At 73.3% G+C, this 21,495-nt stretch carries 13 protein-coding genes and 2 tRNA genes; 10 read left to right on the plus strand and 5 right to left on the minus strand.

Annotated features, from left to right (window positions below):
• Window positions 1-69: 69 nt before the first annotated feature.
• From VF139_09020 to VF139_09040, 5 genes are all read right to left on the minus strand, one after another.
• Window positions 70-1,389, minus strand: coding sequence for an adenylosuccinate synthase (locus tag VF139_09020; protein ID HEX6851537.1), 1,320 nt, complete (start codon window positions 1,387-1,389; stop codon window positions 70-72).
• 19 nt (window positions 1,390-1,408) lie between these two features.
• A complete protein-coding gene (locus tag VF139_09025) occupies window positions 1,409-1,921 on the minus strand; it encodes a response regulator (GenBank protein ID HEX6851538.1) in 513 nt (170 codons plus the stop codon).
• On the minus strand, window positions 1,918-3,456 hold the full coding sequence (locus tag VF139_09030; protein HEX6851539.1) for a hypothetical protein: 1,539 nt from the start codon (window positions 3,454-3,456) through the stop codon (window positions 1,918-1,920). Before VF139_09030 ends, VF139_09025 begins: the two co-directional genes overlap by 4 nt.
• A 115-nt stretch (window positions 3,457-3,571) precedes the next feature.
• Window positions 3,572-3,647: transfer RNA gene (locus tag VF139_09035), tRNA-Ala, on the minus strand.
• Between the two features lie 22 nt (window positions 3,648-3,669).
• Window positions 3,670-3,744: transfer RNA gene (locus tag VF139_09040), tRNA-Val, on the minus strand.
• Between the two features lie 111 nt (window positions 3,745-3,855).
• Between VF139_09040 and VF139_09045 the strand changes: the two genes are divergently transcribed.
• The 10 genes from VF139_09045 to VF139_09090 all read left to right on the plus strand — a co-directional run bounded on the left by VF139_09045 (window position 3,856) and on the right by VF139_09090 (window position 21,493).
• Window positions 3,856-5,166, plus strand: a complete 1,311-nt coding sequence (locus VF139_09045; GenBank protein HEX6851540.1) for a diguanylate cyclase — start codon at window positions 3,856-3,858, stop codon at window positions 5,164-5,166.
• 337 nt (window positions 5,167-5,503) lie between these two features.
• Window positions 5,504-10,834: a sigma 54-interacting transcriptional regulator gene (locus VF139_09050; GenBank protein HEX6851541.1), complete on the plus strand. Its 5,331-nt coding sequence runs from the start codon at window positions 5,504-5,506 to the stop codon at window positions 10,832-10,834.
• 398 nt (window positions 10,835-11,232) lie between these two features.
• Window positions 11,233-11,688, plus strand: coding sequence for a hypothetical protein (locus VF139_09055; GenBank protein ID HEX6851542.1), 456 nt, complete (start codon window positions 11,233-11,235; stop codon window positions 11,686-11,688).
• Entirely contained in the window at window positions 11,685-15,653 is a 3,969-nt protein-coding gene (locus VF139_09060; protein ID HEX6851543.1) for an ATP-binding protein, read from the plus strand. The genes VF139_09055 and VF139_09060 overlap by 4 nt, the downstream gene beginning before the upstream one ends.
• 26 nt (window positions 15,654-15,679) lie before the next feature.
• On the plus strand, window positions 15,680-16,126 hold the full coding sequence (locus VF139_09065) for a YkgJ family cysteine cluster protein (GenBank protein ID HEX6851544.1): 447 nt from the start codon (window positions 15,680-15,682) through the stop codon (window positions 16,124-16,126).
• Entirely contained in the window at window positions 16,126-17,697 is a 1,572-nt protein-coding gene (locus VF139_09070; GenBank protein HEX6851545.1) for an ABC transporter substrate-binding protein, read from the plus strand. Before VF139_09065 ends, VF139_09070 begins: the two co-directional genes overlap by 1 nt.
• A 7-nt stretch (window positions 17,698-17,704) precedes the next feature.
• Window positions 17,705-18,691 carry an ABC transporter permease gene (locus tag VF139_09075; GenBank protein HEX6851546.1) on the plus strand — a complete coding sequence of 329 codons (987 nt, stop codon included), beginning with the start codon at window positions 17,705-17,707 and terminating at the stop codon, window positions 18,689-18,691.
• Entirely contained in the window at window positions 18,688-19,611 is a 924-nt protein-coding gene (locus VF139_09080; protein ID HEX6851547.1) for an ABC transporter permease, read from the plus strand. The genes VF139_09075 and VF139_09080 overlap by 4 nt, the downstream gene beginning before the upstream one ends.
• A gap of 201 nt (window positions 19,612-19,812) precedes the next feature.
• Complete coding sequence (locus VF139_09085) at window positions 19,813-20,214, plus strand: hypothetical protein (GenBank protein ID HEX6851548.1); 402 nt, start codon at window positions 19,813-19,815, stop codon at window positions 20,212-20,214.
• Between the two features lie 64 nt (window positions 20,215-20,278).
• The gene (locus VF139_09090) at window positions 20,279-21,493 is read left to right on the plus strand and encodes a CDC27 family protein (protein HEX6851549.1); all 1,215 of its coding nucleotides are present in this window, start codon (window positions 20,279-20,281) and stop codon (window positions 21,491-21,493) included.
• The last annotated feature ends 2 nt before the right edge of the window (window positions 21,494-21,495 follow it).

Below are 21,495 nucleotides of genomic sequence, written 5' to 3' on the forward strand. Positions count from 1 at the left end.
GCATTCCCGCGCATCGGGGACCGCCGCGCGCGCCGCGCGACGTCCCCTTGCGCCGCCACGACCCGTCGATCAGAACCCGAAACGGCCGGCGAGCGACGAACCGGGCCGGATGATGCTCTGCGCCCGGTCCGGACCGACGCTCACCACCGAAACCTCGGCCCCGATGAGCGCGGAGAGTCGATCGAGGTAGGCGCGCGCCTGCGGCGGGAGCTCCTCCCAGGTGCGGGCCGAGGTCGTGTCGGTGTTCCATCCTGGAAGCGTCTCGAAGACCGGCTCGATCCGCTTCGCATCCGAGACGACCGGAGGCATCGAGCGGATCGCAGCGCCGTCGAGGCGGTACCCGACGCACACGCGGATCTCGTCCAGGGAGTCGAGGACGTCGAGCAGCATGATGCACGCTCCGTCGAACCGGTTGATCCGGTTCGCGTACGCCGCCGCGACGCCGTCGAACCACCCGCACCGGCGCGGGCGCCCGGTGGTGGTCCCGTACTCCCGGCCGCGCCGGCGGATCGTCTCACCGAGCCCTTCCGGACCGTCGAGCAACTCGGTGGGCATCGGCCCCGACCCGACGCGCGTCGCGTACGCCTTGAAGACGCCGATGACGTGATCGACGCGGCGCGGGGAGACGCCGAGGCCGCCGCACAGGCCTCCCGCCACGGTCGTCGACGACGTGACGAAAGGATAGGAGCCGTGGTCGAGGTCGAGGAGCGTCCCCTGGGCTCCCTCGAAGAGGATCGATCGACCTTCGTCCATCCAGTCGTTCAGGAGGAGCGCGGTGTCCGCGACCCAGCGCTCGATGCGCCGGTACTGCGCGTGGGCCTGAGCGGCGATCGCCCCGGGATCGCCGGGGTCCTCGCCCGCCTCGCGCAGGCGGGAGCCCACCGGCCCGTCCACCATCTTCTGGATCCGCTCGCGCAGCGCCGTCGCGTCCGCGAGGTCGGCGACGCGGATCCCGCTGCGCGCGGCCTTCGCCTCGTAGGTCGGCCCGATGCCGCGCTGCGTGGTCCCGATGCGTCCCGACTCCCCGGCGACCTGCTCGTTGAGGGCGTCGAGGCGCGAGAGCAGCGGCACGATGACGTGGGCCCGCTCGCTGATGAAGAAGCGGCCGTCGAGCGAGATCCCCGCGGCGACGAGCGAATCGATCTCCACGAGCATCTTCGTGAGATCGAGTACCGTGCCGTTGCCGATCACGATGCGCACGTTGTCGCGGAAGACTCCGGACGGCACGTGGTGGAGCGCGTGCCGCTTGCCGGCGATCGTCACCGTGTGACCGGCGTTGGGCCCCCCCTGGTAGCGAGCGACGACGTCGAATCGTTCGCTCAGCAGATCGACGATCTTCCCCTTCCCTTCGTCGCCCCACTGGGCTCCGACCACGGCGCAGTTCGGCACGGCGGATCCTCGGATGGTGTCAGGCGGGATTCGGCGCGGAGAGGAGCGCCTGCACCCGGAATGCGAGAGACTCCCGGATCTGCTGCTTGTCGAGGAAACCCTGGGCCCCGAGCTGGTGCAGGAATCCGAGGATCTCGTCCTTGTAGACGCTGCTCATGGCGAGCACGAGGGTGTCCTTCACGCGCTCGTCCTGCCGGATCTCGCGGAGCACGTCGAAGCCGGTCATCCGCGGCATCAGCAGATCGAGGACGACGAGGTCGGGGTGCTCCTCGCGCACGAGCCGCAGCGTCTCGAGTCCGTCGGCGGCGGTGAGGACGTGCAGGCCGGCCTCGGCGAGGATCTCCTCGCAGGTCCTCAGGATCGCGTCGGAGTCGTCGGCGACGAGGACGGTCTTGCGGCGCTCGATCGTCCGCCACGACCCCGACGACGACGACGACTGCACCTCGTCGAGCCCTAGGTCGATCCGGACGATCGTCTGGCAGCCGGGGCAGAGGTACTTGACCACGCGCTCGCCCGCCGGATAGTCCGTCATCCGGAACTCCGTCCTGCATTGCGGGCAACGGACGAGCATGAGGGATCCCGGCGCCGCGAGAGCGCAAAAAGACGGCGCAATATAGCACGTGCTAGCATCGCGGCCGCATGGTCCGACGGCCCCCGAAACGCCAGTCCCGCCTCTCCGGAGCGCCGCTTCTCGACGGTCGCGCCCTCACCTTGGAAGGCGTGGAAGCCATCGCCCGCGGCGCCCGGCCGACGCTCTCCGCGGCGGCGGCGCGACGGGTGGCCGCCTCGCGTCGGGCCGTGGAGAAGGCGACCCGGGGCGGGGCGCGGGTCTACGGCGTCAACACCGGCTTCGGCCATCTCGCGCAGGTCGCGATCCCCGACGACCGCCTCGCCGAGCTGCAGTTGAATCTCCTCCGCTCGCACGCGGCGGGGGTGGGGGATCCGCTGCCGGTCCCGGTCGTTCGCGCGATCCTCGCCCTGCGCGCCAACTGTCTCGCGCGAGGGCACTCCGGGATCCGGCTCGAGACCCTCGAGACGCTGGTGGAGATGCTCGCTCGCGGCGTCGTCCCGTTCGTCCCCGAGCGGGGCTCGGTGGGGGCCTCGGGGGACCTGGCTCCCCTCGCCCACGTCGCGCTGACCCTCGTCGGCGAAGGCGAGGCGTTCTACCGGGGAAGGCGCATGTCCTCCGCGGAGGCGATGCGCCGCGCGCGGATCCGCCCGGCGACGCTCGTGGCGAAGGAAGGTCTCGCGCTGATCAACGGCACCCAGGTGATGACCGCGATCGGCGTGCTCGCCCTCCTGCGCGCCGAACGGCTCGCCGCGATCGCCGACGTCGCGGGCGCGATGACCCTCGAGGCCCTCAAGGGATCCCACCGGGCGTTCGACGCGCGGCTGCACGACGCGCGGCCCCACCCCGGCCAGCGGCGCTCCGCGTCGAACCTGCGCCGCCTGCTCGAGGGGAGCGCGATCGAGCGTTCGCACGCCGACTGCGGCAAGGTCCAGGACGCCTATTCGCTGCGCTGCATGCCCCAGGTGCACGGGGCGGTCCGGGACGCCTTGACGCACGTGCGCGGCGTCCTCGCCGTCGAGATCAACGCATCGACGGACAACCCGATGGTCTTCGCGGAGGACGGCGATCTCGTTTCCGGGGGGAACTTCCACGGGCAGCCGGTGGCTCTCGCCCTCGACCACCTCGCCGTCGCGTCGTGTTCGCTCGCGACGATCGCGGAGCGGAGGATCGAGCGCCTGCTCAATCCCGACCTGTCCGACCTCCCGGCGTTCCTCGCCCACGAGCCAGGCCTGCACTCGGGATTCATGATGGCCCACGTCACCGCCGCCGCCCTGGTCTCCGAGAACAAGATCCTCGCCCACCCGGCGACCGTCGACACGATCCCCACCTCCGCCGCCAAGGAGGACCACGTGTCGATGGGGGTGACCGCGGCCTGGAAGGCCGCGCGCATCGTGGACAATGTCGAGGCGGTGCTCGCGATCGAGCTGCTCGCCGCCGCGCAGGGGCTCGACTTCCTGCGCCCCCTGCGTCCCGGGCCGGCCGTGGCCGCCGCGCATCGCGCCGTCCGTCGGGTGGTGCCCCATCTCGACGGCGACCGGGTCCTTGCCGTGGACATCGCGCGGATGCGGGAGGCGATCGCGGACGGCCGCATCCTGCGCGCGGTGGAGGGGGTGGTGGACGGCAAGGGGCTCGAACCCTCGACCTCGGCGTTGCGAACGCCGCGCTCTCCCAGCTGAGCTAGCCGCCCGTTTTCCTGCCCAATCGAACGCTGGTGGGGCGTGCAGGATTTGAACCTGCGACTTCCACCGTGTGAAGATGGCACTCTACCGCTGAGTTAACGCCCCGGTTGCCTGTACCGGCGGATCCGCCGTGCGGAACCGCCGCCGAAGCGGCGCGCTTTATAGCACACCGCCCGCTCCCCTTCTATATTCCGTCCGGCTCCCGGAGGTGGTGCGGTGCTTTCTCCCGATGCGTCGAGCGGCAACGTGCTGCTCCTCACCGACTCCCCCGAGCGCGGGGAACGGCTCGGTCGCTGGATCGCCACCACCGGCGAGAGGCCCGTCGTTCTCTCGGGGGCCGAGAAGTTCCTTATGGAAACCGGCGACGACGAGTCGATCGACCTCCTCGTCACCGACCTCGACACCGACGATCCGGCGGCGCGCGGACTGATGGACCGCCTCGCCACGGGCGAACTGTTCCGGGACGTCCCGCAACTGCACGTCTTCCGGGACCTCGCGTTCCGCGACCACTTCCTCGCCGGACACCCTTCCCAGGCGGCCCTCGCCATGGCGGCCCCTGCCGAGGCGGAGGGGTTCCAGGCCCGGGTCCGCCTGGCGAGCGAGATCGGACGGCTCCGCCGGGAGCTCGCGCGCGGCTCGATCCGGGACCCGATGACCGGCCTGTTCAACCGCCGCTACCTGATGCTGCGACTGGAGGAGGAGTTCTCCCGCGCGCGACGGCATCGCACACCCCTCTCCCTGCTCCTCCTCGACATCGACCACCTCAAGAAGATCAACGACGCGTTCGGGCTCGTCGCCGGCGACACCGTGATCCGCAAGGTGGCGCAGACGATCCGCGCGCAGGTGCGGCGTGAGGACCTGCTCGGCCGCACGGGGGAGGAGTCGTTCGGCATCCTCCTGGCCAACAACCGCTATCGCGGCGCGGCGATCCTCGCGAACAAGATCCGGAGCGAGGTGGAGGAGTTGCTGCTCCAGTTCCGCGGCGAGAGCTTCCACGTCCGGATCTCCGCCGGCGTATCGGCCTTTCCGGACAACCCCTCGATTCGGGGGGCGGACGACCTCGTCCGAACGACGGAGGACGCCCTCGCCGCCGCGAAGTCCCGCGGAGGCAACCGCGTGGCGGTCGACGAGGGGATCCTGCGGCGCGACCGTCGCGTCGTGCTCGTCGCGGATCCGGACCCCACGCTGCTCGACCTCGCGGAAGACCTTCTCGGCCTCGACGACCTGCTGGTCGCCCGGGCCGAGAACGCCGCCGCCGCGTTGGCCGCCGTCGCCGTCCGCCCCCCCGACCTCCTCGTCGTCGACCTCGGTCTCGCCGAGTCCGAAGGGGGCGCTCGGTTTCTCGAGCGTCTGCAGCGCGGGGACGGAGGACGGCGCGTCCCCGTGATCGCGCTGGCACGCGAGGCCGGGGCCGACCCGGATGCCCTCGCTCGCCTGGGCGTCGACCGTTTCCTCACGAAGCCGTTCAGCGTGAGCCTTCTGAGGGGGCTCGCGCAGGAATTGCTGGACGCCTACCGGCCCTCCTGACGCGGCACGACACCCCCGGTCCGACAAATTGGCCGCATCCGCGGATTCCCGCGCGAAAAAGGGTGTGCCGCCGTCCGACCGCTCTCCCCGAGCATTGGCACCGCCATTGCTTATTCATGATCTCGCGAACTAGATACTGGCTCTCGAACCCAACCAGCGTGGAACCGGAAACGTCGGAAGGATGGTCCGACGGTTCCGGTTTCGCTGTTTTGGGGCCCAATCTCCCGGCGAGCCGCCACGCCGGCCTTCCTCCGACCCTCACACCCCCCTGCTGGAGAGCGACGCTTGTTGCAACGGGACGTTGCAACGTGCATCACTTCGGCCTATACGGGTGGTCATGATCCCCGACGTGCTCTCCGGCCGTTACCGCGTGGTCCGCGAGATCGGCCGAGGCGGGATGGGGCTCGTCCTCTTCGTGCGGGACGAGGCGGCCGGGCGCGACGTCGCGCTGAAACTGCTCCAGGACCGCGAATACTCCGACTCGGGGCTTCGCCACTTCGAGCAGGAGTTCCGGACCCTCACCGCGCTCTCCCACCCGGCGCTCCCCGAGGTCTTCGACTTCGGTCGCCTGCGGCTGCCGGATCGCGACTCCGTCGTCCCGTTCTTCACGATGGAATTCGTCGCCGGACAACACGCCGACCGTTTCCTCGCGGGCGAGCCGGTGGACTTCCCGGCGGTCACGCGCGTCCTGGCGCAGCTGCTCGAGGCCCTCGCCTATCTCCACGCCCACGGGTTCGTCCACCAGGACGTGAAGCCGTCGAACCTCCTCGTCTCGGGGGACCGGGCGGCACCGCGGGTCAAACTGATGGACCTCGGCCTGGCCGGGCCGCCCCGCGAAGGCGCGGGGCCCGGGCGCATCCGCGGAACGGCGGCCTATCTCTCTCCCGAGGCGGCCCGCGGCGACGCGGTCGACCCGCGCGCCGATCTGTACGCCGTGGGATGCGTCGCCTACGAGCTCGTCACCGGACGCGCGCCGTTTTCGGGGGCGACCCCTCTCTCGGTCGTGCGCGGGCACCTCGTCGAGCCGCCGCTTCCGCCACGCTCGCTCAACCGAGACGTCCCCGCCCCTCTCGAGGCGTTCATCCTCCGTCTGCTCGAAAAGGACCCCGGCCGGCGTCCCGCCAGCGCCGATCGGGCCCTCGAGCAACTCGACCGCTCGGCGGGAGGCACCCTCGTCGGCGCCCCCGCGGATCGGCGTTTCCGCGCGCTGGGCGGAGGGTTCACCGGAAGGCAGGCGGAGGTCGAGCGCATCCGCGCGGCGATCGCCGCCGCGTCCCGCGGCGGCGCGGCGTGGATTCTCATCTCCGGAGAGGCCGGCATCGGGAAGTCGCGCCTGCTGCGCGAGGCCCAGGTCCTCGCGCAGCTCGACGGCGGCGAAGTCTTCGCCGGACGTCCGTCGCTCGCCGACGCGCTCGCCCAGGCGTTGCGGGCGCGCGGCCCGCTCCCCCCGGAGATCGAGGAACGCCACGGCGGCGCGCTCGCCCGGTTCCTGGGGACCGGCGAGCCGGAGATCGACGACGACCGCTCGGGGGCGTCGTTCGAGATTCCCGGCGCGGTGGCGGCGGCGCTCGCATGCGTCGCGCGCGGCGCGCCGGTCCTGCTCGCGGTGGACGACCTGCACGCGGCCGACGAGACGACGTGTGCGTGCCTTGCGCACCTCGCCACGCAGGCTCCGGCCGGGGTCGTCGTTCTCGGCGCGTGCCGTGACGACGGCCTCGCGCGCCGGACTCCCCTTTCCGAGGCGACGGCTCGGTGCCGCGAGTCCGGGCGGCTCGAGGAGCTCGTCCTCGGTCCGCTCGGCGCCGCCGACACGGCGGCGATCCTGCGCTCCCGACTGGGAGTCGACGACGTACCGGATTCGTTTCTCGCGCGCGTGGTCGAGGACACGCGCGGGAACCCGCTCCATCTCGGAGAGCTCGTCGCCCTGCTGGTGCAGGAGGGGCACGTCCGCCCCGGTTCCGGGGTCCCGCTCGATCCCGACGCGCTCGCGCGGCTCGAGATTCCGAGTCGTATCCGCGATCTCGGCGCGCGCCGGATCGAGGCGCTCGAACCGGGGGCGCGGCGCGTGCTCGAGGCGCTCGCGACACTCGGCGAAGAGGGCGCGGACCTCGACGCGATCGCGGCCGTCGCGGAAACCAAGTGGGAGACCGCCTCGCGCCAGCTCGCCGAGCTCGAACACGCCGGCCTCGTCGTCCGCCGCGACGCGGACGGCGAGGAGGCCGCCTTTCGATGCGCCCATCGCGGGATCGCCGAGATCCTCGACGAAACCACGCCGCCCGAACGGATGCGGCGCCTGCACGAGCAGGCGCTCTCCTACCTCGAACGACGCGGCGTGCCCCGCCGTCACGACGCCTGGCGCCAGCTCGCCCGGCACGCCGAGCGCGCCGGCCGAGCCGGGCGCGCGATCGAGGCGTGGGGCCGGGCGGGCGACCTCGCCCGCGAGATCCACGCGAGCCGGGAGGCGATCGCCGCGTGGTCGCGCGCGATCGAGCTCGCCCAACGCCAGCCCGACGCGCCGGCACCGCTGCTGTGCAGCCTCTACGAGCGACGGTCGGCGCAACACGCGCTCGCGGGGGACGCCGCGCGCGCCGAGGAGGATGCGCGATGGATGCTCGCGCGCGCCGAGAAGGGAGGGCAGGACGCCCTCCGCGCCCGGGCTCACGTCCGGCTCGGCGAGGCGCTCGGCGCGCGGGAGCGCGCCGACGAGGCGATCGAGTCCCTGGAGGTCGCCGCGGCGATCGCGGAGCGCCTGCGCGACACGGAGATCGCCTGCGCCGCCCACGCCGGCATCGGGCGCGCCCACGCCGCCGCCGGGCGCGGCGAGGAGGCGCTGCGGTCCTTCGAGCGCGCCCAGGCCCGCGCATCCGAAGCGGGGCTCGTGGCGCGCGAGGTCGACGCGCTCGTCGCGCAGGGGGCGCTCCTGCGCGAGCGGGGCGACTTCAAGGCTTCGCTCGCGCGCTACGAGGCGGCGGCCTCCCGCGCGGGGCGACGCGCCGGGGCCGCTGCGGAAATCGTCGCTCTCGAGGGAGCGGCGCTCGCCCTGGAGGTCCAGGGGCGATACCGGGAAGCCATCGCCGCCTACGCGACCGCCCGCGACCGAGCCCGCGAACGGGGCGATGCCGCGACCGCGGCCGCCCTGACCCTCGCCCTGGGCTCCGCGCGCGCACGGCTCGCCGACGACGCGGGCGCCCGAGCCGAGTTCGAGGACGCGCTCGAGCAGGCCCGGCGTCTCGACTCGCGCGAGCTGGCGGTGCGGGCCCATGCCTGCGTCGCCGCCCTCGAGGTCCGACGAGGGAACTACGACGCCGCGCTCGAGGCGGCCCACGAGGCGCTGCGGCGCGCGCGCCGCCCGGGCGGGCGGCCCGATCTCGAGGCGGAGGCGCTTCACGGCGCAGGGCGCGTGCACCTGCGCCTGGGCGACCGTCCCGGCGCCGGAACGGCCCTCGTCGAGGCGGAGCGCCTGTCGCGCGACTCGCACCTTCCGCGCCTTTCGGCCGCGATCGTCGGCGACCTCTCGGAGTTGCGTCGGCTCGAGGGAAACGCGGTCGAGGCGCGTCGCCTCGCCCAGGAGGCCGCCTTCCTCGCCCGGCGCGCCGGCGACCGGCGCCTCGAGGCGGCGGGTCTCGCGAGGCTCGGCGAGGCGCACCTGCTCGACAACGACTGGGACCGCGCCCGCGTGGCGGCGAGCAAGGCTCTCGGGCTCGTCGAGGGATCCGGCGCCGCCGTGGAGGAGGCGGAGGCGCTCGCCCTTCGCGCGCGGATCGCGCTGGGACAGCCCGGGGGGGACGTCGTGCAGTCCGAGGCCGACGCCCTCGAGGCGCTCCAGCGGCTCCGGGACGCCGGGGAGGCCGACGCGCTCGGCTCGGTCGAACACCTCGCGGCGCGGGCTGCGGGCCGTCTCGGGCGCAGGACCGAATCGCTGGAGCGGCTCGCGCGCGCACGCGCCTCCCTCGAGCAGTTCCGTTCGCGCGTGCCGTCGCGGTGGCGCGAAGCGTGGAGCTCGGACCCGCGTCGCCGGGACCTCGAGGAGGAATGGTCGCGGTCCCGGCCTGCCGCGCCGGGAGGCGACGACGCGGCGCCTTCCGATCCGGGACCTGCCTCGGAGGTCTCGCGCCTGCGCCGGGAGAACGCGGCGCTCAAACGCCTCCTCGACGCCCTGCGAGGCCTGGGGGCCGAACGCGACCCGGAGCGCCTCGCCGAGGCGGTCGTCGCCACGGCCGTCGAGCTGACCCGGGCCGAGCGCGGCTTCCTGCTGGAGCGGCGCGCGGACGGGGGGATCGAGGTGCGGGCCGCCTCCGGTCCCGGGGCGGGGTCGCCGAGCTCGGCGATCGCGGCGCGCGCGTTCGACTCGGGAGCCGCCGTGCTCGCCACCGACGCCGCCTCCGACCACGCGTGGACCGACGCCTCGTCGGTCGCGGAGCTGGGCATCCGGTCGGTCGTCGCGGTCCCCGTGAGAGCGGGCCCCGAGGTGAACGCGGTGCTCTACCTCGATCACCGGGGCGCCGCCGCGATCTTCGACGCCGCCCACGTGGAGATCGCGTCGCGGCTGGGGGAGCAGGTCGCCCTCGCCCTCGCCGCGGCGCGCCTGGTCGCCCGGCTCGAGGATCAGCGCGAGACACTCGACCGGCTCAACCTGGAGCTCGAGCGCACCGCCGCGGAGCAGCGCGCGGAGCTTGCCGACGCGCGCGAGCGGATCGCGGCGAGCCAGTCCAGCCTCGAGCTCCGCTACGCCTTCGAGCAGCTCGTCGGCGCCTCTCCGCTCATGCAGCGGCTGTATCACCGCATCGAGCGGCTCGCGCCCAAGCGCCTTCCGGTGCTCGTCGTCGGGGAGTCGGGAACGGGGAAGGAGCTCGTTGCACGCGCGCTGCACGCGCGCAGCGATCGCAGCGGCGGCCCCTTCTTCACGGTCAACTGCGCGGCGCTTCCGGAGAATCTGCTCGAGAGCGAGTTGTTCGGTTACCGCAAGGGGGCGTTCACCGGCGCCGACCGCAACAAACCCGGCTACTTCGAGCTCGCGCACGGCGGGACTCTCTTCCTCGACGAGATCGGCGAGATGGGCGCCGCGATGCAGGCGAAGCTCCTGCGCGTCCTGCAGGAAGGCGAGGTGCTCCCGGTGGGAGGCCACGCTCCGATCCGCGTCGACGTCCGGGTCGTGTCGGCGACCCACCGCGACCTCGCCGCGATGATCCGCGACGGCCAGTTCCGGGAGGACCTGTTCTACCGGATCCACGTCGCGCGGATCGACGTGCCGCCGCTGCGCGCGCGCCGCGAGGACATCCCCCTGCTCGTCGAGCACACGCTCGACAGGCTCGCCGAGCAGGAGGAGGAGCCCCGTCGCGATGCCGAGCCGGAGCTGCTCCGCCGCCTCGCGGAGCACGACTGGCCCGGGAACGTCCGTGAGCTCCAGCACCAGATCCTCCGGCTCAGCGCGTTCGCCAAGGGCTCGACGCTCACGCTCCGGGACCTCGAGCGCTACGGCGATCTCGGCGACGCCCGGACCGCGAACCTCCCCGCCACCCCCTCGCCCGCGTCGGGAGTCGAGAGCCTCGAGGAGATCGAGCGCAAGCAGATCGAGCGCGCCCTCGAACAGGCGCGGGGGAACAAGACCCGCGCCGCGGAGATCCTCGGGATCAATCGCGCGACGTTGTTTCGGAAGCTGCGACGCTAGAACTTGCAACGGCGCATCGCACGCGCGTTGCGTTCTGCAACGATCTCGCAGGCTCGGCGGCCGGAATTGCTGGCATCACGGTTGCTGTAGGTGGTCTCGCACCGACGCACCGGATTCGAGGGCTCGAGGAACCCGAGCCCGAAGGATCGGGCGAGGTGCCGGTTCGGCCACCGAATAACCGGACCCCCTCCGGCCGACCCGGCGCTTCGCGCCCTCGAAGAAGGGGCGTGAACCCGAGCCGATCCCGCGTCCCACTCCTCGGGACGCGGGAATCGGACCCTCCCCCCCCAGCGAAACCCCGGGCGGCGGTAGCCGCTCGGGGTTTCCGTCCGAGCGGGAGCGCAAGCACCTTGCGGGGACTGCGGCCCCCCACCTATCCTCGCCGGGGAGGTCGACCCTTGGCGTTCCTTGCTCCGTGCGCGCGACTCGCGGCGGTCGTGCTCCTCGCGGGGGCCGCGCAGGCCCAGGGCGCCGGGGCGATCGATCCCGAGGCGGCGCGGCACGCCGCGAGACAGTTCGGCCAGTCGCTCGTCGCGTCCCAGCCCGCCTCCCTCCGTTCGATCCTGCCCGAACACGGCAACGTCCGACTCGTGCTCGCGCGGCTGGGTCCGGAGAACGGCTCGTTCGGCGCGAGCCAGGTCGAGGCGCTCTTCCGGGACTTCCTCTCCGTGGGACAGGTCCGGTCGTTCGAGGTGCTGCGCCTGCAGAGCGACGGGACCTCCTCCGCGCTCGTCCAGGGACTCGCGGTGATCGTGGACCGCGACGGAAGGGCCGGCCGCGTGGCCCTCCACCTCGCGTTCGAGCCCGAGGGCTCGCGCTGGGTGCTCCGGGAGGTCAAGGAAACGATCGAATGAGCCGCGCGCGACTCGCGCTCGTCCCCCTCGTCCCGCTGCTGATCGTCCTCGCCGGCGAGGTCCTCGCGCGGCGCGCGACCGGGATTCCGCCGGAGGCGGCACGCCGGCAGCTCGAGCGCGAGGCGCGCGTCTACCAGGCGTCCTTCCGGCGCCTGCTCTCCGATGCCGAGAAGGTGGCCCGCTGCGCGTTGGAGCGGGGCCCCGAGGAGGCCCTCGGGTGCGCGTCTCCCGTCCTCGCGCGCCGCCTGGAAGGAGCCGGGGTGGCGTCCGTCGACGGCGGCTACCTCGAGTGGATCGGCTCCCCCGCCGAGGCGCGCGATCGTCGCGCCGAAGCCCATCCGCGCTGGGTCGTGCGCCGCGAGGGGATGCGTCGGAGCCTGCTCGCTCGGACGGCCGCCGACGCGACCGGACGGTTCGGCGCCGCGTCGTTCGCGCTCGATCTCGACTCCCCGTTGCCGGGAGCCTCGCTCGACGACCTGATGCCCACGTCGGCCCGGGGGCACGTGGTCGCCACCGCCGACTTCGAAGGAAGCGTCCTCGAAGCGTTCGGGGCTCCCTTCCCCGGCGACCAAGGCCTCCGCGTGCACGTCGACCTCCTCGACCCCAAGGGCGTCCGCATGGGGGTGGCGACCTTCGAGCCGGTCGCCCCCGGGTTCCGCGCGACGGCGATCCGGGGCGCCTCGCGCGCGTGGGCGGTCCTCGCGTTCGGCGCGCTCGCGTTGACCGTTCCCGGGCTGAGGCGACGTCTCGCGAGCCCCCGGGTTTGCCTCGCCTTCCTCGCCCTCGTCGTCGCCTGCCGCGCCCTCGCGATCGCCGTCCGGCTCCCGTCGGCGCTGCTTCCGCGTTCCGTCGGCTCGCCGAGCGCCTTCGGGACCGCGAAGGGGCTCGGCCTCGCCGCCTCGCCCGGCGACCTCCTCCTCACGATGCTCTCCGTCCTCGCCCTGGTGTGGGCGCTTCGGCAGCTCGCCCGGCGCGCGAGCCCCGCGGTCGCCAGGGTGGTCGCGCTCGTCGCGGGGGGCGGGGCGGTGGCGGCTCCATTCGCACTCGGCGAGCTCGGTCGCGCGCTCGCGGTCGACGCGCGCGTGACCGCCCTCTCGCTCGTGGACGCCGCCTCGTCGCCGGCGCAAGCGACGCTGCTGCTCGCTTTGGTCACGGCGATCGTCGCGGCGGCCGCCCTCGTCTCCGCCGCATGGCTCGCCTATCACCGCGCCACCCGCGGCTCGCCACGCGGCCGGCGGGCCGTCGAGTGCGCCGCCCTCGCCGCGGCCATTCTGGTGGTCTCCCTCTCGATGCAGCGCGCGAGCGACCGCTCGGCCCTCGCGCGCCTCCGCTCCGAATACGCCCCTCAGGTTCTCCAGCAGGAATCGCAGCGGCGGGTCGCGCTCGAGGCGGCGGTCGCGGAGGCCGCCGCCTCGCTGCGCGTCCGGGAGATCCTCGACTCCGTCGACATCGGCGAGGCCGAAAGCGTCGCCTACCGGATGTGGGTTTCCGGGCCGCTGTTCCACCGCGGCTACCAGTCCTCGCTCCAGGTCTTCGACCCTTCGGGAACGCCGCGCGGGTTGTTCGCGTTCGGCGTGCCGCCGCTGGGCGAGAGCCCGCCGGCATCGATCCCTCCGAAAGGAACGATCGTCGTGCGCGATCGCGAGCAGGCGCGCCTGGCCGCGAGCCTGCAGCGGTTCGTCCACGTCGAAGCGGGGATCTACGAAGGCGACCGCCCCATCGGCGTCGTCGTGGGTCACGTCCTCGACGACCCCTCGAACCTCCCCTTCCTCCCCGCCGTCGCGCCGTTCCTCGCGGCGATCGGACCCGGCGCCCCGAGACCGCCGGGGGCGCGGGAGCCGGACTACGTTCTCTACGACACCGACGGCGGCGTGCTCCTCCACACCGTGCTCGAGCCTCCCGCGGCCTCTCCGGAGCTGCGCGACGCGGCCCGGCGCGGAGCCACCGTGCGCATCGCGGACGGATCGGGACGCCACGTCGGCCTCCCCCTCCTCGACGGCGAACGCCTTCACCTGCTGCTCCTGCCCGAGCGCAGCGCGGCCGACACGGTGGCGGGATTCGTGCGACTGGCGGTCGCCACCTTCGCGATCGGGCTCGCGCTCGCGGCCCTCGCGCGCCTGGCGCGCCCGGGTGGCGCCGCGCGCCTGGTCGCGGCGCTTCGCGGTTCGTTCTACCGCAAGCTGCTCGCCTCGATCCTCGTCGCATCGGTCGCGCCGCTGGTCGCGTTCGCGTTGTTCCTGCGCGGCTACGTCGAGTCCCGCGTGGAGGCGGGGCTCGCCGCCTCGAGCGCGGGGGTGGCGAATGCGGTGCGGCGGGTGGTGGAGGACTACGCGGCGGTCGCGCTCGAGGAGTCGGCGGAGGAGACGCCGGCCCGCCTCAACGACGCCACCCTCGCGTGGCTTCGCGGGGTCGTCGGCCAGGAGATCCACCTCTACGAAGGGGGCGTCATGACCGCGACGTCGAAGCCGGAGCTGTTCGCATCGGGGCTCCTGCTCCCCCGCCTGGCGGGGGAAGTGCAGCGCGCGGTCGTCCTCGAAGGCCTCCCTTACCTCGTCCGGTGGGAGCATCTCGGGGAGCTGCGCCTGCCGGTGGCCTACGCGAGGGTGGACCTCGCGGGGCGACGCGAGCCGGCGGTGGTGGCGCTCCCGCTCGTCGCGCAGGAGAGGCAGGCGGCGCGCGGCGTCGAGCGCCTGCTGGAGATGCTCCTGCTCGCCACCGTGTTGCTCACGGGCGCGCTCGCCCTCGTCGCCGCGTTCGTGGCGCGAAGCGTGGCGCGGCCCGTCCGCGATCTCGTGCGCGCCGCCGCGCGGATCGCGCGGGGGGACTACGCCGCCCGGGCCGCGACCGCCAGCCGCGACGAGGTGCGCGACCTGGTGGACGGGTTCAACGCGATGGCCGCGGCCCTCGCCGCGCAGCGTGCGGATCTCGAGCGGCGGCGCGACCACATGGAGGCTCTGCTCCGCAACGCGACCACGGGCGTCGTCTCGACCGATCCGGAAGGGAGGATCGTCACGGCGAACCCGGCGGCGGAGGCGTTGATCGCCGCGGTGGGAGGCGAGCTCGCGCCCGGGGCGTCGCTCTCCGCGGCGATCGCGCGCGTTCCGGCCCTCGCGCCGCTCGCGAGCGCCGTCGCGCGCCCCCCCGCGGTGCCGGCCGAGCCGGAGGAGATCGACCTGTTGCTCGACGGGGGGGTCCGCCGCCTGCGTCTCGTGCGCGCCCCCCTCCCCGATCCCGACGGCGGCCCCCCGGGAACCCTCAACCTCGTCGACGACGTCACCGACCTCATGCGTTCGAACCAGCTCGCCGCGTGGGCGGAGATGGCGCGCGCGATCGCCCACGAGATCAAGAACCCTCTCACGCCGATCCAGCTCTCGACGGAGCACCTCGCGCGCCTGCTTCGCGATCGAGGCCAGCTCCCGTCCCCCGAGCTCGAGGCGTGCCTCGAGACGGTCCTCAAGCAGGTCCGGAACCTCCGGGAGATCGCCTCCGAGTTCGGCGCGTACGCGAAGCTGCCGGCGCTCAGCCCCGAGCCGATCGACGCGGCGTCGTTTCTCCGCGACGTCGCCGCCCCCTATGTCGCGGCCCCCCCGGCGGGGGTGACGATCGTCGAACGGCACCTCCCCGCCCCCTCGGTCGCGGTCGACCGCCGCGTCCTCGCGCGCGCGGTCGTCAACCTCGTGGAGAACGCGATCCAGGCGATGCCCGACGGCGGCACCCTCGCGCTCACCTCCGCGCCGCGCGGCCCGGACGCCGTCGAGCTCGTCGTCGCGGATTCCGGGGTGGGGCTCTCGGCGGATGCGCGCCGCCGGCTGTTCGAGCCGTATTTCTCGACCAAGTCGTCGGGGACCGGGCTCGGCCTTGCGATCGTCCGCCGCGCGGTCGAAGGACACGGCGGCCGGATCGAGGTCGAGGACGCGGCCGGCGGCGGCACCTTGTTCCGGATCGTGCTGCCCGCGGCGCCGTAGACCTTCCGCGCGGCTATACTCCGCGCGTGCCGCCCCCGCCGCGCCCTCGAAAAGCTCCCTGGTACGCCGAGGGGCTTCGTTTCCGCTGCCAGCCCGATTGCGGGCAGTGCTGCACCCGCCACGGCGAATACGGATACGTCTACCTCGAGGAAGGCGACGTCCGCTCGCTCGCCGCCCATCACGGAATGAGCGTCGCCGAGTACCGGCGACGCCACACACGCCGCGAGGACGGCTGGACGGTGCTGCGCATCGAAGGGGAGGCGTGCCCCTATCTGGACGGCGCGCGATGCACCGTCTACACGGCGCGGCCGACGCAGTGCCGGACCTTCCCGTTCTGGCGCTCGAACCTGCGCTCTCCCCAGGCGTGGGAGTCCCTGGCTTCGTTCTGCCCGGGGATCGGCCAGGGCGAGGTCGTTCCCCTGTACCAGATCCGCGACGCGGCGGCCGGGCGCCCCGGAGAGGACACCGACTGATGCGGCGCCTGATGGTCGCGGCGGCGCTCGCGACCCTCCTGGCCTGCTCGGGCGCGGACGAACCCGCCGCACCCGCTCCCGTCCGCGGAGGGACCCTCGTCCTGGGGATCACCACCGACGTCGATGCCTGGAACGAATACCTCTCCGCGCAGGCGGCGGCGGTGGCGTTCCACAAGCGGATCTGGCTGCGGCTCGCGCAGGAGACGGTCGACGCGGCGAAGGGGCCGGAGGCGTTCGCGCCGCAGCTGGCGAGCGCGTGGCGGTTCTCCCCCGATCGCCGCGAGCTGCGATTCACCCTCCGGGAAGCACGGTGGAGCGACGGCGTCCCCGTCACCGCCGAGGACGTCGTGTTCACGTGGCGCGCGCAGACCTCCCCCGCCGTCGCGTGGGTCGGCGCGGCGAACAAGCAGCGCATCCTCGCCGTCGAGGCGGAAGGAGCACGCGAGGTCGTCTTCCGGTTCGACCGCGCGTACCCCGAGCAGCTGGCCGACGCGGCGGACGGCGGAATCGTCCCGAGACACGTCTTCGGGGCGGTCCCCTTCGAGCGCTGGCGGACCCACGACTGGTCCTCGTCGGTCGTGGGCTCGGGACCGTTCACCCTCGAGCGTCACGCCCCCGGGGAGGAGATCGTCCTCCGTCGCAACCCCGCGTATCACGACCCCGCCCGCCCCCGCGTCGACCGCGTGGTCGCGCGCATCGTTCCCGACGCCGCGGCGCTCCTCGCCCAGTTCCGCGCCGGCGGGCTCGACTGGGTCGAAGGGGTCGCGCCCGCCGAGGCCGAGGGGCTGAAAAACCTTCCCGGCGTCCGCGTCGATGCGGTCGACATCCCCGGCTTCGACTACGTGGGCTGGAACGGCGCGAAGGCTCCCTTCGACGATCGGGAGATCCGCCTCGCGCTCACCCTGGCGATCGACCGGCGGGCGCTCGTCGACGACCTGCTGTTCGGGCACGGCCGCGTCAGCACCGGCCCCGTGCCTTCGTTCTGGTGGAACGCCGACCCCACGCTCGAGGCGCTCCCGTTCGACCCCGGACGGGCCCGCAGGATCCTCGAGGCGAGAGGTTACGGCCCCGGTCGCCCGCTCACCGTCGAGATGATGACGAACGTCGGCAACCGCCTTCGCGAGGGGGTGGTGGTCAAGCTCCAGGACCAGCTGGCGAAGTCGGGGGTGCGCGTGATCCCGCGTCCTCTCGAGATGAAGGCGCTGCGCGAGATCGCGGCGTCCGGACGTTACGACGCGTTCGTGGGCGGCTGGCGCTTCGGCGCGAAGATCGACCTCGGCTCGTTGTTCGGCTCCGCCTCGGTGCCCCCGGCCGGCTCGAACGTGGTCTTCTACCGCTCGCCGGAGATGGACCGCCTGCTCGAGGGGCTCGGCTCCGGCACGGACGCCGCCGGCCTGCGCGACCTCTACGCCGCGATCGGACGGCGCCTGCGGGACGACCAGCCCTACACCTTCCTGTACGAGCTCCGCCGACTGGTGGCGACGGGGCCGCGCCTTGCGGGAGTGCGGATCGACGTCCCGACCGACACCCTCGCGCACCTCGACGAGGTCGAGGTCCGCGGGTCGCGGTGAGCGGCCCTTGAGGCGCCTGCTCCTCCGGCGGCTCGCGGCCGCACCGCTCACGGTCCTCGGCATCGTCCTCGTCGTGTTCCTGCTCGTCGAGGCGGCGCCGGGAAGCCCCGCCGATGCCATCCTCGGCGACCGTCCCGTCGACGCCGCCACGCGTGCGCGCCTCGAGGCGGCCTGGGGCCTCGACCGGCCCGCGCCCGCGAGGCTTCTCGCCTGGGTCGGCTCGGTCGCGCGGGGGGACCTCGGCTGGTCGCCGTCCCGGTCGAGGCCGGTGACGCGCGTGCTCGCCGACGCGTTTCCCGCGACCCTCCTGCTGTCGGGTCTCGCCCTCACCGTGCACCTCGCCGCGGGGTTCGCGATGGGAACGCTCGCGGCGCGAAGGCCCGGCCGCCTCGCCGACCGCGTGATCCAGACGACGGCGCTGGTGTTGTGGTCGGCGCCGGCGTTCTGGCTCGGGCTCGTCGCGATCCTCCTCCTGGCCTACGCGCTCCCGATCTTCCCCGCCTCCTCGTCGCATTCGGTCTCCGCCTCGGATTGGCCCGCCTGGCGGCGCGCCGCCGACCTCGCGTGGCACGCGACGCTCCCGGCGCTCGTCCTGGGGTTGTCCTCCGCGGCCGTCCTCACGCAGCACGTGCGCGCCGGGCTCGTGCGCGCCCTCGGCGATGCGTTCGTGCGCGCCGCTCGCGCGCGCGGCGCGGGGAGCACGCGGGCGATGCTCTCCCACGCCCTGCGCCACGCGTTGCTCCCGGCCGTGCACCTCGCGGGGTTGTCCCTCCCGTCGCTGGTTTCCGGCGCCCTGGCGATCGAGGTCGTCTTCGGCTGGCCCGGAATGGGTCGAGTGGCCTACGACGCGGTGCTCGCGCGCGACGTTCCGGTGGTGCTCGCGACGACGCTGGCGGCGTCGGTGCTCGTCGTGCTCGGGAACCTGGCGGCCGATCTGGGGGCGATGGCCCTCGATCCGCGCGTCCGCCGGGCCGGACTCGGAGACGGCGGATGAGGCTCGCCGCCGCGGCCCTCCTCGTCGTCGCGCTCGCGGCGATCGCCGCGCCGTGGCTTCCGCTCCGCGACCCGGCGGCCCAGCCCGACGGGCTCGTGCTTCGCAACCTCCCTCCCGGGGCGCTCGCCTGGAGAGTCCGCGCGACCGACGGGTCGGAACGCTGGGGCTCCGCGGTGCGCGGCTCGGGAGCGGAGTTCGCGTTCCGCCGCGGAGAGACGTGGGTCTCGGCCCCCGAGGCCACCGCGACCCGCGAGCGTTTCCTGCTGGGGACCGACGCCTTCGGCCGCGATCTGCTCAGCCGCCTCGTGCACGGCGCCAGGATCTCTCTCCTCGTCGGCCTGGCCGCCGCGTCGATCGCGATCGTGCTCGGCGGAGCGATCGGCCTGGCCGCCGGGGCCGCCGGAGGGTGGATCGATGCCGCGCTGATGCGCGCCACCGACCTGGCGCTGGGAGTACCGCGCCTGTTCCTCCTCCTGCTGCTCGCGGTGTTGTGGCGACCCTCCGTCGGGACCACGATCGCGATCCTCGGAGCCACGACATGGATGACCGCGGCGCGGCTGGTCCGGGGCGAGGTCCTGTCGGTTCGCGATCGAGACTTCGTGCGTGCCGCCCGGGCCGCGGGGGCCCCGCCGTTGCGGCTGGCCGTGCGTCACCTGCTCCCGTCGGTGGCGGGGGTCCTCCTGTCGGAGGCGGCGCTCAGGGTCGGAAACGCGATCCTCCTCGAAGCGGCGTTGTCGTTCCTGGGAATGGGGATCCCGCCTCCGACGGCATCGTGGGGGAACCTCATTGCCGACGGGCGGGACCGGATGCTCGACGCGTGGTGGATCGCCACGCTCCCGGGGGTCGCGATCGCGGGAACGGTTGCGGCGGTCTCCCGCCTCGCCGAGGCGGCAAGGCAGGCGCTCGGAGAACGGGCGTAGGCCCCCGCGGATGCGGAATTTGCGCGCGCGGCCGTGCGAGCGGCGCGGGACGGAAAAATCGGCGCGGGAGCCGGCGAGAAGGGGTGGTTTTCCTGGCGGATCGGCATCTCCGGCTCGCACGCTTTATGCACGCCGTCCATTCCGAGTGAGCCTCCGTCGGGGGCTCGGCTCCCGACGGGAAGGCCCGGAAAGGAGCCGGTCATGTCAGGACAGACCCGGACGACTTGCCTGGGAGCGCTGGCCCTCGTCGCGGCCTTGGGCGTTCCTGCTTCGCTTGCCGCGGACGCCCCGCCCGCTTACCGCCTCGAGGCGGAGGTCGGCGTGAAAGGGGTCGTCGAGAGCGTCGTCCAGCATGCCGGGTGGATGGGCTGGGACGGCGTCTACGGAGTGCTGCGGACCCACCAGGGGGACGTCCATCAGGTCCAGTTCGCTCCGGCGGAGTTCCTCAAGATGCTCGACCTCATGCCGAAACCCGGAGACGCCCTGGAGATCCGAGGGGTGCTCACCGAGACTCCGACGGGCCGAGTTCTGCTCGTCCGGGAGCTGCGGCGGGCCAACGTCGTCATCCACCTGCGCGATGCCAAGGGTCAGCCGGTCTGGTAACCGAGGCAGGGGGGGCCGAAGGGTGCTAAGGTAGCCGGGTTTTTTCGACGAAGGAGTCCCCCCGATGAGCCTTGGACGCGCCCTTCTGTGCGTATGCGTGGCCGTGGTTCCCGTCGTCGCCGCGGCCCAGGACGCCCCCCCCGCCGCCCCCACCGCCCCCCTGGACGAGGCCCGCGCGGCCTTCCGCGCGGCGGACTACGCGAAGGCGGCCGAGGCGGCCGAGCGGGCCCTGCAGGCGGACGCGGCCAGCGTCGTCGCCCACTACATCGCGGGCGCGTCCCTCGTCCGGCTCTCGCGCTACGACGACGCCGAGACCCACCTCGCCGCGGTCGAGCAGGCCAAGCCCGACTTCAACGGCCTGCAGTTCCAGCTCGGTTTCCTCTCGTACAACCGCGCCGAGCAGGCCTCGCAGTCCGGGCAGGGCGAGGAAGCGAAGTCCCTGTATCTCAAGGCCGCGGAGCGGTTCGCGAAGGAGCTCGAACGCAACGCCGGGCAGCTCGCGTCCATCTCCAGCCGCGCCGTCGCGCTGGGGAAAGCCGGCGCGCTCGACGAGGCCGTGCCGGCGCACGAGGCCTGGATCGCCGCGGAGCCCCAGTCGAACAACCCGGTGGTCTCGCTCGGCGCGATCTACGCCCGTGGGGGGAAGGTGGCGGAGGCGACGGCGACCCTCGAGCGCCTTCCGGACAAGAGTCCCAGGGCCCGCCGCGAGGCGGCGCTCACCTTCGGCGCCCTGCTGTACGAGAACGAGGCGGTCGACGCGATCGCCCCCGAGCCGCTCTTCAAGATCGCGCTGGAGGATCCACCCGCGGCGGACGATCTCGCGAAACGGGCGCAGGGCTTCCTCGTCGGAGTGCATGCCAAGACCTATCAGCTCGATCAGACCGCGATCGAGCTCGAACGGTTCATCGCCATGGCGCCCGAGGCCAAGGCACTCGAGGACGCCGGGGAGCTCGTCCGCGAAAAGTTCACCAGCGCCGCGGACGGGACCGCCCCTCGCGTCGTGCGCGTCGCGCCCTCGCGTTACCCCAAGGAGGCGCGGGCGAACAACATCAAGACCGACGTCTTCGTGCTCGTGAGGGTCGGCGCCGACGGCAAGCCGCTTCCCGGGGACGAAACCAAGATCGTCATCCCCAACCGCATCTGGAGCGAGATCCGTTCGCTGGGCTTCGAGCGCGAGGCGAAGGACGTGGCGATGCGGTCGCGTTACGAGGCCGGACTCGGCGCGGACGGCAAACCCGCCGAGCGCTGGGCGATGATCAAGGTGCCGTTCGAGCCCTGAGG

This window comes from Candidatus Polarisedimenticolaceae bacterium (genome assembly GCA_036376135.1).
GTDB lineage: Bacteria > Acidobacteriota > Polarisedimenticolia > Polarisedimenticolales > DASRJG01 > DASVAW01.

Coding starts and splice junctions, on each gene's coding strand:
- VF139_09030 (HEX6851539.1), bottom strand. CDS start 3,456: ATGCGCGGCGGCCACGGCCGGCCCGGGACGCAGGGGGCGCAGGAAGTC.
- VF139_09070 (HEX6851545.1), top strand. CDS start 16,126: ATGCGGCGCCTGATGGTCGCGGCGGCGCTCGCGACCCTCCTGGCCTGC.
- VF139_09060 (HEX6851543.1), top strand. CDS start 11,685: ATGAGCCGCGCGCGACTCGCGCTCGTCCCCCTCGTCCCGCTGCTGATC.
- VF139_09050 (HEX6851541.1), top strand. CDS start 5,504: ATGATCCCCGACGTGCTCTCCGGCCGTTACCGCGTGGTCCGCGAGATC.
- VF139_09025 (HEX6851538.1), bottom strand. CDS start 1,921: ATGACGGACTATCCGGCGGGCGAGCGCGTGGTCAAGTACCTCTGCCCC.
- VF139_09080 (HEX6851547.1), top strand. CDS start 18,688: ATGAGGCTCGCCGCCGCGGCCCTCCTCGTCGTCGCGCTCGCGGCGATC.
- VF139_09085 (HEX6851548.1), top strand. CDS start 19,813: ATGTCAGGACAGACCCGGACGACTTGCCTGGGAGCGCTGGCCCTCGTC.
- VF139_09090 (HEX6851549.1), top strand. CDS start 20,279: ATGAGCCTTGGACGCGCCCTTCTGTGCGTATGCGTGGCCGTGGTTCCC.